Genomic DNA, 12,925 nt, shown 5'->3' on the forward strand with positions numbered 1-12,925 from the left:
GGATCGATCAGTGTCCGGACAGTGAGGATCTCACACGAAGCGCAACAAGCGTTTACCCTCAGAGAATGACCACGGCCGAGGCAGGAACGGGTACGCAGCCGTTCACGATCGACGGGCAGCTGTGTTTCGCACTGCACTCTGCCTCCCGGGCGATGACCGCCTGCTACCGCCAGGGCCTCGACGCCCTGGGGCTGACGTACAGCCAGTACGCGGTGATGCTCGTGCTCTGGCAGCACGACGCCGTGTCCATGGGCTTCCTCTGCGAGCAGCTGCACCTCGACTCCGGCACCCTCTCCCCGCTGCTCAAGCGGCTGGAGAAGCAGGGTCGGGTCACCCGGCGCCGCCGACCCGAGGACGAGCGCACCCTGGAGATCGCCTGCACCGACGAGGGCCGGGAGCTCTACGACCGGGCCCGTGCCGTGCAGCGTGACGTCGAGCGCGCCACCGGCATGAGCGGGTCCGAGCTCGCCGCCCTGCGCGGCCAGCTCGACGAGCTCGCCGAGCGGCTGCGCACCGCGACCACCCTGCAGGAGCAGCAGGTCGCCCGTCGCTGAGCCCGGCGGCGCAGGACCACCCGTCCGCCCGGACGGGCCCTTGCCTCTCCGATCGGTTGCGTGCAATCTCTTCGGGTCACTCCTGCCCGCGCGGGCAGATCCCTCCTCGCCCGGGAGCGCCGCCGATGAGCACACCGACCCGACCGCGCTCCGCCACGGCACCCGCCACCCGGTGCCCGGTGTGCCTGCGGGCCGTCGCGCCGGACGCCGACGGCACGGTGCGCGTGGTCGGTCTCGCCCCGCGGGAGGCACCGCGGGTGTGGGTCTGGGGCCCGGCCGTCGTGCACGACGAGTGCCGCTACGACGTCCGGACGCCGCTCGACGACCGCACCGGCTATCTCCCGGTCGAGCAGCGGGTCCGCACCGCCACGCCCTGACCGGCGGTCGTTTCCGGCGGCGGGAACGGGGGTAGTAGCGGAGGTCTCAGTCGTCGCACCGGGGAGCCGACCCTTCCGTGACCCCGCAGGCCCCGCCCGACCTCGACCTGACCGCCCAGGCCGCGCCGCCGCAGGTCGGAGCCTTCCGGCGCGCCCTGCGCCGGTGGCTCGGCGAGGTGCTCGACGACGTCGTCCGGTCCGCGCCGACCACCTCCACCGGGGACGAGCTCGAGGATCTGGCGGACGATCTCGTGCTCGCCGCGAGCGAGGCGCTGGAGAACGTCGTCGACCACGCCTACGCGGACCTCGACCCGGGCCCGATGTCGCTGCGTGCCCGGGTGCACGACGGGACCGTCGCGGTGGTGGTCACCGACCGGGGTCGCTGGCGCGACCCGCCGGCGGGCCCCTCGTCCCGCGGTCGCGGGCTGGAGATGATGGAGCGCCTCGCCGAGACGCGGGTCGAGCGCGCGGAGCCGGGCACGGTGGTCACGCTCTCCCGCCACCTCCCGCACGAGGCGAACGACCGGTCGACCGCCCAGGCGTGACCGGCCGGGCCGCGGCTCAGCGCAGCACCGGCAGGCGGCGGGTCACCTCGGCGTCGGACTCGGGCTCGGCCGCGGCGAGGTCGGCGAACGCGTCGACCGCGAGGGCGGCGGGGCCGATGACCGCGAGCACCACGGCGAGCGCGCCGACCACGTCGCTGGGGTCGTGCAGGTCACGGCCGACGAGGCTCACCCCGACCGCGAGCACGCCCAGGCCGAGCGCCACCACGGCAGCGACGCGGCGGGCGCGGGCGAGCGTCGGGGCCGAGAGCACGAGCACCACGGCGACGGCGGCGAGCGAGGCCACCGCCGTGGTGTGACCGCTCGGGAACGCCAGCTCGCCCCCGCGGGTCCGCCCGACGATGGGCTTGAGCACCAGCGAGGTCAGCACCATCGCCGCCGGCGGCGCCACCAGCACGAGGGCGAGCCCCCGACCGCCGCGGCCCCACCAGGCCACCGCCGCCAGCAGCACCAGCAGGACCGCCACCGGCACGGGGTCGCCGAGCGCGGCGAGGACCTCTCCCACCGCGGCGCGGACCCCGTGGTGCATGGGCACGAGGGCGGCGAGGGAGCGGTCGAGGGGGCCCGCGGACGAGGTCCCGGCCACCTGCACCGCGAGCACGCCCACGACGAGCACCCCGAGACCCACCGCCGGGAGGACCGCCCGCCGGCCGGCCGGGGAGACGAGTCGGGGGGTCGTCACGCCGCCGCCGGTCACCGCTCCGCTCTGCGCCATACCGCTCCAACGACGCGGAGCCACCCGGGCTGCGCCCCGGGCGTCCGCATGTGCACAATTCCCGTGACACGGAGCGACGAAAGGTCCGCGCTCCGTGATCGACAGCGGGTGGCCCGGGTCTCCACCGGGTCCGTCGGAGGGATGGCGCGTGGAACGTCCGGGTGACGGCCGTGCCCACCGTGACGACCCCACGCCCCGGGTCCACGACCTGCGCGACGGGATCCTCGCCCACGCCGACGACGCACCACGCGCCAGCCTGCTCGCCCACGCCCGGGCGGCGGGCGCCCGCGCGGCCCGCGTGCCCCACCCCGATGCCGCGACCGACCTCGCCACCCTCGTCGACCTCGTCGGGCGAGCCCGGCCCCGGGACCCCGCCACCCGGGCGGTCCTGCTGCGCGAGGCCGCCGCGGGCCTGCTCGCCGTCCGGGGCGCCGGGACCGGTCCGCGCCCCGGGCGCCCGCCCGTCGACACGGACGGCGCCGAGCGGATGCTCGACGAGCTCGTCGCCCTCGTCGCCGAGCACGGTCTGACCCTCTTCGCCGTCGACGCCGAGGCGCTGCTCGCGCGCCGCGCGATGCTCGCCGACGACGAGGAGTCGGCGCTCGCCGCGGCCACCCGGGCCCTGACCCGGCTCGACGAGCAGGCCGCCGTCGACCGGGCCCCCTCCGAGCGCGAGCACCGCGGCAACCTGCAGGACACCTACCGCCTCGTCGCCTCCACGCTGGCCACGCTCGGCCTGCACGAGAGCGCCCAGCCGCTCCTCGCCCGGGCGCGGGTGATCGCCGAGGACGACGGGGACCTGCTCGCCGCGGCCCGCAGCGAGCACGAGCTCGTCCGCGTCCTCGCCGGCTGGGGGCTGCGGCTGCAGCGGGCGGGCCGGGAGGGCGCCGCGCACCTGGAGGAGGCCGCCCACCGCGCGGGCGCCCTGCACGCCGAGCCCGCCCTGCTGGGGACCGACCACCGTCGGGCGCAGCGCGCCCTGGTCTCGCTCGCCCGCCGACCGGACGCCCCCGGGCGGTCCGCGGCCGAGGTGACCGGCACGGCCCGCGCCGACCTGGAGGCGCTGGGCGCCGACGACGAGCCCGCGGCCGGCCTCTGCGACCACCTCCTCGTCGTCCTCGCCCGGGCCCGCGCCCTGGTGGCCCTCGGGCGCGCGGACGAGGCCGCGACGTGCCTGGCCGCGGCCCGCGACCGGCGCCCGCGCGGCGAACCCGGCCTGGCGCTGGCCGTGAGCCGGGAGCTGGTCCACGTCACGGCCGAGCACCTCGGCGGGGTCCCGGGACGGCGCGCCCTGCGCGACTACACCGCCGACCTCGAGCGGGAGCTGTGGACGTTGCAGCAGGCCCGGGTGCTCTCGCTGCGGACCCGCATCGCCCACGAGCAGTTGCGCCGGGAGCACGGCGAGGTCGCGGCACAGGCCCGGACCGACCCACTGACCGGCCTGCCCAACCGGCGGGCCCTGGACGACGCGCTGGCCGACCACCTCACGACGGTCGCCAGCCGCGGGTCGGCGCTCGCCCTCGCGATGGTCGACGTCGACCGGTTCAAGACGATCAACGACCGCGTCTCGCACGCCCGCGGCGACGAGGTGCTGCGGCTGGTCGCGGAGACCCTGCGCCGGTGCCTGCGGGCGGACGACCTCGTGGCGCGCTACGGCGGCGACGAGTTCGTGGCCGTGCTGCCCGGCAGCTCGGAGACCGACGCGCGCGCCGCCCTGGAACGGGCCGCGGCGGCGGTCGCGGCGGTGGCGGTCGGCGACGGCTCGTGGGTCTCGCTGTCGGTGGGCGTCGCCGGTACCACGCACTCCGGAGTGACCCCGGGGACGCTCCTCGCGCGGGCGGACCGCGCGATGTACGAGGCCAAGCGGGCGGGCGGCGGCGCCGTGGTCCTCGACGCGAGCACCGACACCCCCGCCGGCGGCCTGCTCGTCGGGGGATGACGCAGCGCGGCGGAGTCCGACCGCGAGAGCGGCCGAGCCGCTCCCCCCGGGGCCGGTCACGTCCGACCGGGGTGGGAGGATCGGTCCAGTTCCGGGGCGCCGGTGCGTGTGCTCCGCGACGGCCCCGACGGCGTCCCCGCCGACCACCCCACCCGATCAGGAGCTGCAGAGCCGATGCCGCCGAGCCCCACCGCGGTCGTCGTCCTCGCCGCGGGTGAGGGCACCCGCATGCGGTCGGCCACCCCCAAGGTGCTGCACCCGGTCGGCGGTCGCAGCCTGCTCGGGCACGCCCTGCACGCCGCGGCGGGCACCACCCCCGAGCACCTCGTCGTCGTGGTCGGCCACGGCCGCGAGGAGGTCGGGACGCACTGCGCGCAGGTCGGCGCCGAGCTCGGCCGCGAGGTCCGCACGGCGGTGCAGGACCGTCGGCGCGGCACCGGGCACGCGGTCGCCTGCGGCGTCGACGCCCTGCCCGCCGCCGCCTCCGGCACCGTGCTCGTCTCCTACGGCGACGTCCCCCTGCTCGACACGGCGACGCTGCGGGCGTTGGTCGCCGAGCACGACGACGCGGGCAACGCCGTCACGCTGCTGACGGCCGAGATGGACGACCCCACGGGCTACGGCCGCGTGGTGCGCGACGAGAAGGGCGGCGTGACCGCCATCGTCGAGCAGTCCGACGCGTCGCTGGAGGAACTGGCCATCACCGAGGTGAACTCGGGGGTCTACGCCTTCGACCTCGGCCTGCTGCGCAGCGCGCTCGCGCGCCTGGGCACCGACAACGCACAGGGCGAGCTGTACCTCACCGACGTGGTGGCCGTCGCGCACCGCGAGGGCCTTGACGTCGGCGCGGTGGAGCTGTCCGACCCCTGGCTGGTGGCCGGGGTGAACGACCGCGTGCAGCTCGCCGCGCTCGGCGCGGAGCTCAACCGCCGCGTCCTCGAGCGGGCGATGCGCGCCGGGGTCACCGTCATCGACCCGCGGTCCACCTGGATCGACGTGGGCGTCCGGCTCGAGCGGGACGTCACCCTGCTCCCCGGAACCCAGCTGCACGGCACCACCAGCGTCGGCGAGGGGGCCACGGTCGGCCCGGACTCGACGCTCACCGACGTCGCCGTCGGCGCGCGGGCCACCGTGGTCCGTACCCACGGCAGCAACTCCGTCGTCGGCCCCGAGACCTCCGTCGGTCCGTTCGCCTACCTGCGCCCCGGCGTCGAGCTGGCCGAGCGCGGGAAGATCGGCACCTTCGTCGAGGTCAAGAACGCGAGCATCGGGCGGGGCTCGAAGGTGCCGCACCTGACCTACGTCGGCGACGCGACGATCGGCGAGGGCAGCAACATCGGCGCCTCGAGCGTCTTCGTCAACTACGACGGGGTGGCCAAGCACCGTAGCGTGGTGGGCGACCACGTCCGGACCGGCAGCGACAACACGTTCGTGGCGCCCGTCACCATCGGGGACGGCGCCTACACCGGAGCGGGCACGGTGGTCCGTGAGGACGTCCCCCCGGGCACGCTCGCGGTGTCATCGGGTCCGCAACGGACGATCGAGGGCTGGGTGGAACGACGACGACCGGGCACCGCGGCCGCGGAGGCCGCCGGCCGGGCGTCGTCACCCGAGGGGGGACCGGGCGGATCGGCATCGGCGCCCGACCGCCGTGACCAGGAGGAGCAGTAGACGTGAGCGCAGTGTCCACGACCCCGAAGAAGAACCTCATGCTCTTCTCGGGGCGGGCCCATCCGGAGCTGGCCGAGGAGGTCGCGAAGGAGCTCGACGTCACCATCACCCCGCAGGCCGCGTACGACTTCGCCAACGGCGAGATCTTCGTCCGCTTCGAGGAGTCCGTGCGCGGCTCCGACGCCTTCGTCATCCAGAGCCACACCGCGCCGATCAACACCTGGCTCATGGAGCAGCTCATCATGATCGACGCCCTGAAGCGGGCGTCGGCCAAGCGGATCACCGCCGTCGTGCCGTTCTACGGCTACGCCCGGCAGGACAAGAAGCACCGCGGCCGCGAGCCCATCTCGGCGCGCCTGGTGGCCGACCTGCTCAAGACCGCCGGCGCCCACCGGATCATGACGATCGACCTGCACACCGACCAGATCCAGGGCTTCTTCGACGGGCCGGTCGACCACCTGCTCGCGAACAAGGTGCTCGCCGAGCACCTGCGCGACGCGTACGCCGACGAGGACCTCGCCGTCGTCGCCCCGGACTCCGGCCGCGTGCGCGTCGCCGAGAAGTGGGCCGACACGATGGGCGGCGTCCCGCTGGCCTTCATCCACAAGAGCCGCGACAAGACGCGCCCGAACGAGGTCGTCGCGAACCGCGTGGTCGGGGACGTGCAGGGCCGCTGCTGCATCCTCGTCGACGACATGATCGACACCGGCGGGACGATCGCGAAGGCCACCGAGGCCCTGCTCGCCGACGGCGCGTCGGACGTCGTCATCGCCGCCACGCACGGCGTGCTGTCCGGGCCGGCGGTCGAGCGCCTCTCGACCTGCGGCGCCCGCGAGGTCATCATCACCAACACGCTGCCGATCCCGGACGAGAAGCGGTTCCCGCAGCTCACGGTGCTCTCGATCGCCCCCGTCATCGCCCGCGCGGTGCGCGAGGTGTTCGAGGACGGCTCGGTGACCAACCTGTTCGACGGCAACGCCTGAGCGGTCGGTAGACTCGGCGACGATCCACTTCGGCGAGGGCCGGTCCACCGGCCGTGATCGACGCGGTGAGCATCCCGGCGTGACCCGCCGTGGTGCCCGGCGTCGTCCGCCGAGTCCGCACCACCGCAGGAGCACCACCAGCCATGGCTGACGTCAAGATCGCCGCCGAGTCCCGCACCGAGTTCGGCAAGGGTGCCGCGCGCCGCACCCGCCGCGCCGGCCGCGTCCCCGCCGTCCTCTACGGGCGCGGCACCGACCCGGTCCACCTGAGCTTCGACACCGTCGAGTTCGCCGCCGTGATGCGCGAGAACGGCCGCAACGCCGTCCTCACCGTCACCGGGGTCGGCAAGGAGCAGCTCGCGCTCACCAAGAGCGTCGTGCGGGACCCCATCAAGGGCTTCATCGAGCACGTCGACCTGGTGTCGATCAAGCGGGGCGAGAAGGTCCAGGTCGACGTCCGCGTCGTCACGCTGGGCGAGGCCGCCGCCGGCACGCTGGTCTTCCAGAACGAGGACACGCTCTCCATCGAGGCCGACGCGCTGAACATCCCCGAGGAGATCACCGTCGTGATCGACGAGGCGGAGATCGGCACGCAGTTCCTCGCGGGCGAGATCCGGCTGCCCGACGGCGCCACCCTGCTCTCCGACCCCGAGCTCCTGGTCGTCAACGTCACCGAGGCGCCGACCGAGGACGAGCTCGAGGAGGAGCTCGACATCGAGGGTGCCGGCGTCGAGGAGGACGCACCCGAGGACGAGGCCGCCGAGGACTCGGAGAGCGCCTCCGACTCCGACGCCGACGCCGAGGGCTCCTCCGACGCCGAGAGCTCGGACGAGAGCTGATGACGTTCCCGACGACGGGCGCGGGTCCCGTGCTCGTCGCCGGGCTCGGCAACCCGGGGGCCGAGTACGAGGGCACCCGGCACAACGTGGGGTTCGCGGTCGCCGACGTGCTCGCCGGGCGCGTCGGTGGCCGGTTCTCCGCGCACCGGAAGTCCGGCTCCGACGTCGCCGAGGGGCGGCTCGTGGGTCGGAAGGCCGTGCTGGTCAAGCCGCGCGGCTACATGAACCTCTCCGGCGGCCCGGTGACGAACGCCCTGCGCTTCTTCTCGGTCCCCGCCGAGGACCTGATCGTGGTCCACGACGACCTCGACCTGGACTTCGGTGTCGTCCGGCTGAAGCGCGGCGGCGGCGAGGGCGGGCACAACGGTCTGCGGTCGATCTCGAAGTCGCTCGGCACGAAGGACTACCTGCGGGTGCGCTTCGGCATCGGCCGCCCGCCGGGGCGGCAGGACCCGGCGGACTTCGTGCTCAAGCGCTGGTCGTCGACCGAGCGCAAGGAGCTGGACGTCTCCCTCGAGCTCGCCGCGGACGCCGTCGAGGCGCTGCTGACCGAGGGGCTGGAACCGGCGCAGAACCGCTTCCACTGAGTGGCCTCCGGCCACGTGAGCAGAAAGTGGGGCGATGACCCCCCTGTCTGCTCACGAGCGCGCAGCGCCCCGCAGGCGCTCGATCCGGGTCTCGAGCTCGTCGATGGTCAGGTAGTGGCCCGCGCGGCCGGACCGGACCTCGGCGACGGTGCGCTCCAGGTCGGCGAGCGTGCGCGCCCGGTGCTGCTCGGCCTCGTCGGCCCGGTCTCCGAGGGCGGCGAGCAGCAGCCCGGCCGAGGCATCCGCGCCGTGCTCGATGCAGCGGGTGACGGCCTGCCCGCTCGGCCGGGCGCCGAGCGCGAGCAGGCGGCGTACGAGGTCCGGGGAGATCGGGCCGTGGATCCCGTCGAGGAGGTCGGGCGCGACGGCGGCGTCGACGTCGAGCAGCGCGGCGAGAGCGGCCCCGGCGTCGTGGGTCAGGGCGACGTCGGTCGCGCGGGCGCTCCCGGCGAGCGGGCCGTCGAGGTCGACGCCGACCTCGTGCAGGCGGGCGACGAGAGCCGCGTCGTCGGTGGTCACGGCGTGGCGCAGGGCGAGACGGGCCGCGCGAGTATCCTCGGCGAGCCGGCCCTCGTCGAGCAGCGCCCGCCAGTCGACGACGGCCTCGCGGTAGTGGGCCAGCAGCCGGTCGGCGAGCGCCGGGTCGAGTCCGGCCGCCCGGGCCTGCTCGAGCCGGTCGAGCAGATCGCTCCCGGCGCCGTACCTCCGCTCGGGGTCGAGCGGGTCGTGGGTGAGGTGCAGGTCGGCGAGGGCGGAGCGGAGGTCGTCGGCCAGCGGGAGCACGGCGTCGCCGTGCAGGGCGTGCGGCCAGCCGGGCGGGAGGCCCTGCACCCACGCGTCGACGTGCCCCGCGGTGGGGCCGGGCGCGGTCCGGACGTAGATGCGGTCGAGGTACTCGAACCCGCCGATCGGGAGTGCGTCGAGCCGGGTGACCGGCTCGGTCCCGTGCTCGCGGGCGGCGTCCTCGGCCAGCTCGAGCTCGTGGGCCATCCAGCCGTCGAGGTCCCGGTAGCCGTCGCTGCCGCGGAAGAAGAGCTCGTTCCAGCTCAGCGCCACGAGGTGGTCGCCGACGCGGGCGTCGAGGTCGTAGTCCAGGCGGCCGCCGGCCGTGGTGGACCACAGCTCCCGCAGCGCCGTCGGGAGCGGGCCCGCGCAAGCCCGTTCGATCTCGTCGAGGCGCGCGGGCGGCAGGGGCGGCTCCGCGTCGAGGACGATCCGGCCCGCGAACAGGGCGAAGCCGTGCGCGGCGAGGGCGTCGCGCTCGGGGTCCGTGAACGGCGCGGGGTCGCGGTGCGGCGCGGGGGGCGACGGAGCGGCTCCGGCGTCGTCGTCGGAGGTGCGGCGGCGGAACCAGCGGGGCACCGCCACAGCCTGGCAGCACCGGGCCGGGCCTCCCCGTCGGCCTCCGGCCAGGTGAGCAGAAAGTGGGGCTATCACCCCCCTTTCTGCTCACGTGCGCGGAGCGCACCAACCGTGCCGGAGGATGCCCCGGGCCCCGTCGGCCTGGCGGGCGCCCGCGGGGCCGGTCGAGGCGAGCCAGGCCAGCATGGCCGCGCAGCCCACGAGGTCGTGGGCGGTGACCTCGGCGCGGACCGCCCCGGCCTGGCGGGCCTCGGCCAGGAACCGTTCGGTGGTCGCGACCATCTCCTGGCAGGCGAGGCCGAGCGGGGTGGCCGCACCGTCGAGGGCCCCGACGAGCGGGCCGGACAGGCCGCGGTAGGTCGCCATGTGCCGCTCCACCTCGGCGAGCCAGGCGTCCAGTCGCCGCGCGGGGTCGACCTCGTGGGCCACCCGGTCACGGGCCTGCGCGAGCTCGTCGCTCTCGACCTGCAGGACCTCGGCGAGCAGGCTCTCGCGGTCGGGGAAGTGCCGGTACAACGTCCCCGGACCGACGCCGGCGTCGCGCGCGATGGCCTCCAGTGACGTCGTCACCCCGTGCGTCCGCACGTGCGCCCGGGCGACCGCGACCAGCAGATCCCGGTTCCGCCGGGCGTCCGCGCGCATGGGCCGGTCGACGCTCACGCTCAGGAGCTTAGCGGAGGCGGCCTCCGTGTACGCTGACCGGAGGCTGCCTCCGCTCGGGGCGGGGCGCCGGAGAGTTCCGTCAGGAGCACGAGAGGACCCGCCATGCCCACGTCCGTCCCGCTGTCCCTCCTGGACCTGGCGCGGGTGAAGCCGACCGAGACCGCGGCCGACGGCATCGCGCGCAGCGTGCGCCTCGCGCAGACCGCGGACGGTCTCGGGTACCGCCGGATCTGGATCTCCGAGCACCACAACATGCCCGGCCTCGCCTCCTCGGCGACCTCGCTCTACATCCAGCACATCGCCGCCCACACCACGAACGTGCGCGTCGGGTCCGGCGGGATCATGCTGCCCAACCACTCCCCGCTCGTGATCGCCGAGCAGTTCGGCCTGCTCGAGACCCTGTTCCCGGGGCGCATCGACCTCGGGCTCGGGCGCGCACCCGGCACCGACGGCGCCACCATGCAGGCCCTGCGACGCGACGCCCGCGCCTCCGAGCACTTCCCCTCGGACATCGTCGAGCTCGACGGCTACCTGCGGGGCGACACGCGGATCCCGGGCGTGCACGCCTATCCGCACCGCAGCTCCGGGGTGCCGCTCTACGTCCTCGGCTCATCGCTCTACGGCGCACAGCTCGCCGCGCACCTGGGCCTGCCCTACGCGTTCGCCTCCCACTTCGCCCCCGACGACCTCGAGGTGGCGGCCCGCACCTACCGCGACCGGTTCGACCCAGCGGGCCCCCTCGCCGGCCCGGACGCGGCGCCGCACTTCATCGCGGCGGCCAACGTGATCGCGGCCGACGACCCCGACACCGCGACCGAGCAGTACCGCAGGACCGAGCTGGAGTGGCTGCGCTCCATCCTGGGCCGCGGCCGGGAGCTCACCGACGAGCAGCTCGCCGTGCTCCGCGACCACCCCCAGGGCCGGCAGGTGCTCGGCATGCTGCGCCGCACTCTCGTCGGAACCGGGCCCGACGTGGTCGCCGGCCTCGACGCGCTCGCCGCCGAGGTGCAGGCCGACGAGCTCATCGTCGTGAACGTCGCCACGGAGGAGGCGCACCAGCAGCGGACGCTGGAGCTCCTCGCCCCGGGCGGCGAGCACTCGGACCACAGCGAGCCGGCGCTCGCGGCCGCGGCCGGCTGACCCCGGTCAGACCTGCGCGTACCCGCCGTCGGCGGCGAGCTCGGAGCCGTTGACGAAGCTCGAGGCGTCGGAGGCGAGGAAGACCGCGGCCGCGGCGATCTCGTCCGGGGCGCCGAGCCGTCCGAGCGGGGTGCTCGTCCCGGCGGCCGCCAGGGCGTCGGCGGGGAGCAGGTCGAGCAGGCCCGGGGTCCGGGTGGCCCCGGGCGAGAGCACGTTGACGCGGTACCGGCCCTTCCCGGCGCCGTGCGCGAACCCCCGGGCGAGGTTGCGGATCGCGGCCTTCGTCGCCCCGTACACGGGGAGGACCGGTTCGGGCCGGTGCGCGGCCGTCGAGCCGGTCAGGATGATCGAGGCCCCGTCGGCGAGCAGCGGCAACGCCTTCTGCACGGTGAACAGCGTGCCCTTGACGTTGGTGGTGAACATCGCGTCCACCTGCTCCTCGGTGATCTCCCCGAGCGGCGCGGCGATCGCGATCCCCGCGTTCGCGACGAGGACGTCGATCCGGCCGAACCGCTCGGCGACCGTCGCGTAGAGCGCGTCGAGGTCCGCGGGCCGCCCCACGTCGCAGCGCACCGAGGTGACCTCCGGGCCGAGCTCGGCCTCGACCTCGTCGAGCTGCTCCTGACGACGGCCGGTGACGACGACCTGCGCACCCTCGACCCGGTAGGCCTGCGCGATCGCCCGACCGATCCCGGAGTTCCCGCCGGTCACCACCGCGACCTTGCCCGCGAGCACCGCCATGACACTCCTCCACCCGTTGTTGACCGTTCGGTCCAGAACTCTCGTCGATCTGGACCGTTCGGTCAAGAACGTGGCCCGGGCCGGTCGTCACCCCGGCGGGCGAGGGCTCAGGCGGGCAGCAGCCGGTCGAGCAACGCCCCGGCGAGCGTCGCGAGCACCCCCGGGTCCTCGCCGATCCGACCGAGCACGACCAGCCCGAGCTGGCCGGCGAGGACCGTCCGCGCGACCTCGTCGGGATCGGCGTCCCGGGCCACGTCGCCCTCGAACTGCGCGCGCCGCACCGCGTCGGCCAGGACGGCCGTGGTCGCCGTGTAGCTGCGGCGGGCCTCGGCCGCGACGTCCGGCGCGGTCGCGGAGAGCTCCACGGCGGAGTTGGCCAGCAGGCAGCCGCGGCGGGCGTGCTCGCCGGCGGGATCGCCCACCGCGCCGAGCACGAAGTCCCGGAGCACGTCCACGCCCCGCTCCGCGTGCGCCAGCCGGTCCCGCAGCATGCGGTCGTTGGCCTCGTCGTAGTCCCGCAGGATCCGCAGGAACAGCCGGTGCTTGTCGCCGAACGCCCCGTAGAGGCTGCCCTTGCCGAGCCCGCTGGCCGCGAGCAGCGTCTCCAGGGACGTGCCCGCGTACCCGTGATCCCAGAACGCCGTCCGGACGGCGGAGAGCACCCGGTCCTCGTCGAACTGACGCGGGCGGGGCACGCTCGCAGGCTAACCCGCCCCTCGCCGTGTGGCCCCCGTCACGGCATCATGGGTGATCGTGAGCGATCCGGCCGGCCCCACCCTGCTCCGCCCGCC

At 75.2% G+C, this 12,925-nt stretch carries 14 protein-coding genes; 9 read left to right on the forward strand and 5 right to left on the reverse strand.

What is annotated here, in order from left to right:
- Nucleotides 1–65: 65 nt before the first annotated feature.
- From ACQPYX_RS26395 to ACQPYX_RS26405, 3 genes are all read left to right on the forward strand, one after another.
- Nucleotides 66–554 carry a MarR family winged helix-turn-helix transcriptional regulator gene (locus tag ACQPYX_RS26395; RefSeq protein ID WP_433800263.1) on the forward strand — a complete coding sequence of 163 codons (489 nt, stop codon included), beginning with the start codon at nt 66–68 and terminating at the stop codon, nt 552–554.
- Between the two features lie 125 nt (nt 555–679).
- Nucleotides 680–931 carry a hypothetical protein gene (locus tag ACQPYX_RS26400; RefSeq protein ID WP_433800265.1) on the forward strand — a complete coding sequence of 84 codons (252 nt, stop codon included), beginning with the start codon at nt 680–682 and terminating at the stop codon, nt 929–931.
- Between the two features lie 77 nt (nt 932–1,008).
- On the forward strand, nt 1,009–1,476 hold the full coding sequence (locus ACQPYX_RS26405; protein ID WP_433800267.1) for an ATP-binding protein: 468 nt from the start codon (nt 1,009–1,011) through the stop codon (nt 1,474–1,476).
- A 16-nt stretch (nt 1,477–1,492) separates the two neighbouring features.
- On the opposite strand, the gene ACQPYX_RS26410 is transcribed toward ACQPYX_RS26405, so the two are convergent.
- On the reverse strand, nt 1,493–2,209 hold the full coding sequence (locus tag ACQPYX_RS26410) for a hypothetical protein (RefSeq protein WP_433800269.1): 717 nt from the start codon (nt 2,207–2,209) through the stop codon (nt 1,493–1,495).
- Nucleotides 2,210–2,357: 148 nt separating this feature from the next.
- On the opposite strand from ACQPYX_RS26410, the gene ACQPYX_RS26415 reads away from it, so the two are divergent.
- The 5 genes from ACQPYX_RS26415 (at nt 2,358) to pth (ending at nt 8,228) form a co-directional block, all read left to right on the forward strand.
- Nucleotides 2,358–4,148, forward strand: coding sequence for a diguanylate cyclase domain-containing protein (locus ACQPYX_RS26415; RefSeq protein ID WP_433800271.1), 1,791 nt, complete (start codon nt 2,358–2,360; stop codon nt 4,146–4,148).
- Between the two features lie 174 nt (nt 4,149–4,322).
- Entirely contained in the window at nt 4,323–5,819 is a 1,497-nt protein-coding gene (glmU, locus tag ACQPYX_RS26420; RefSeq protein ID WP_433800272.1) for a bifunctional UDP-N-acetylglucosamine diphosphorylase/glucosamine-1-phosphate N-acetyltransferase GlmU, read from the forward strand.
- A 2-nt stretch (nt 5,820–5,821) separates the two neighbouring features.
- Nucleotides 5,822–6,802, forward strand: a complete 981-nt coding sequence (locus ACQPYX_RS26425; protein WP_433800274.1) for a ribose-phosphate diphosphokinase — start codon at nt 5,822–5,824, stop codon at nt 6,800–6,802.
- A gap of 143 nt (nt 6,803–6,945) precedes the next feature.
- The gene (locus ACQPYX_RS26430) at nt 6,946–7,641 is read left to right on the forward strand and encodes a 50S ribosomal protein L25/general stress protein Ctc (RefSeq protein WP_433800275.1); all 696 of its coding nucleotides are present in this window, start codon (nt 6,946–6,948) and stop codon (nt 7,639–7,641) included.
- Nucleotides 7,641–8,228 (forward strand): aminoacyl-tRNA hydrolase, encoded by a 588-nt coding sequence (gene pth / locus ACQPYX_RS26435; protein ID WP_433800277.1) that lies wholly within the window; start codon nt 7,641–7,643, stop codon nt 8,226–8,228. Before ACQPYX_RS26430 ends, pth begins: the two co-directional genes overlap by 1 nt.
- A 51-nt stretch (nt 8,229–8,279) precedes the next feature.
- Here the strand turns inward: pth and ACQPYX_RS26440 are convergent, their stop codons facing one another.
- Together ACQPYX_RS26440 and ACQPYX_RS26445 are read right to left on the reverse strand one after the other, a co-directional pair.
- Nucleotides 8,280–9,590 (reverse strand): hypothetical protein, encoded by a 1,311-nt coding sequence (locus tag ACQPYX_RS26440; RefSeq protein WP_433800279.1) that lies wholly within the window; start codon nt 9,588–9,590, stop codon nt 8,280–8,282.
- A gap of 87 nt (nt 9,591–9,677) precedes the next feature.
- Nucleotides 9,678–10,250 (reverse strand): TetR/AcrR family transcriptional regulator, encoded by a 573-nt coding sequence (locus tag ACQPYX_RS26445; protein WP_433800281.1) that lies wholly within the window; start codon nt 10,248–10,250, stop codon nt 9,678–9,680.
- Nucleotides 10,251–10,355: 105 nt separating this feature from the next.
- Between ACQPYX_RS26445 and ACQPYX_RS26450 the strand changes: the two genes are divergently transcribed.
- Complete coding sequence (locus tag ACQPYX_RS26450; RefSeq protein WP_433800282.1) at nt 10,356–11,393, forward strand: LLM class flavin-dependent oxidoreductase; 1,038 nt, start codon at nt 10,356–10,358, stop codon at nt 11,391–11,393.
- A gap of 6 nt (nt 11,394–11,399) precedes the next feature.
- Here the strand turns inward: ACQPYX_RS26450 and ACQPYX_RS26455 are convergent, their stop codons facing one another.
- Nucleotides 11,400–12,134: an SDR family NAD(P)-dependent oxidoreductase gene (locus ACQPYX_RS26455; protein WP_433800283.1), complete on the reverse strand. Its 735-nt coding sequence runs from the start codon at nt 12,132–12,134 to the stop codon at nt 11,400–11,402.
- Nucleotides 12,135–12,241: 107 nt separating this feature from the next.
- The gene (locus ACQPYX_RS26460) at nt 12,242–12,829 is read right to left on the reverse strand and encodes a TetR/AcrR family transcriptional regulator (RefSeq protein ID WP_433800285.1); all 588 of its coding nucleotides are present in this window, start codon (nt 12,827–12,829) and stop codon (nt 12,242–12,244) included.
- Nucleotides 12,830–12,925: the final 96 nt, after the last annotated feature.

It is taken from the genome of Actinomycetospora sp. CA-084318 (assembly GCF_050955885.1).
In the GTDB taxonomy this organism is placed as follows: Bacteria; Actinomycetota; Actinomycetes; order Mycobacteriales; family Pseudonocardiaceae; genus Actinomycetospora.

Coding starts and splice junctions, on each gene's coding strand:
- ACQPYX_RS26450 (WP_433800282.1), top strand. CDS start 10,356: ATGCCCACGTCCGTCCCGCTGTCCCTCCTGGACCTGGCGCGGGTGAAG.
- ACQPYX_RS26395 (WP_433800263.1), top strand. CDS start 66: ATGACCACGGCCGAGGCAGGAACGGGTACGCAGCCGTTCACGATCGAC.
- ACQPYX_RS26400 (WP_433800265.1), top strand. CDS start 680: ATGAGCACACCGACCCGACCGCGCTCCGCCACGGCACCCGCCACCCGG.
- ACQPYX_RS26455 (WP_433800283.1), bottom strand. CDS start 12,134: ATGGCGGTGCTCGCGGGCAAGGTCGCGGTGGTGACCGGCGGGAACTCC.
- ACQPYX_RS26430 (WP_433800275.1), top strand. CDS start 6,946: ATGGCTGACGTCAAGATCGCCGCCGAGTCCCGCACCGAGTTCGGCAAG.
- pth (WP_433800277.1), top strand. CDS start 7,641: ATGACGTTCCCGACGACGGGCGCGGGTCCCGTGCTCGTCGCCGGGCTC.
- ACQPYX_RS26410 (WP_433800269.1), bottom strand. CDS start 2,209: ATGGCGCAGAGCGGAGCGGTGACCGGCGGCGGCGTGACGACCCCCCGA.
- glmU (WP_433800272.1), top strand. CDS start 4,323: ATGCCGCCGAGCCCCACCGCGGTCGTCGTCCTCGCCGCGGGTGAGGGC.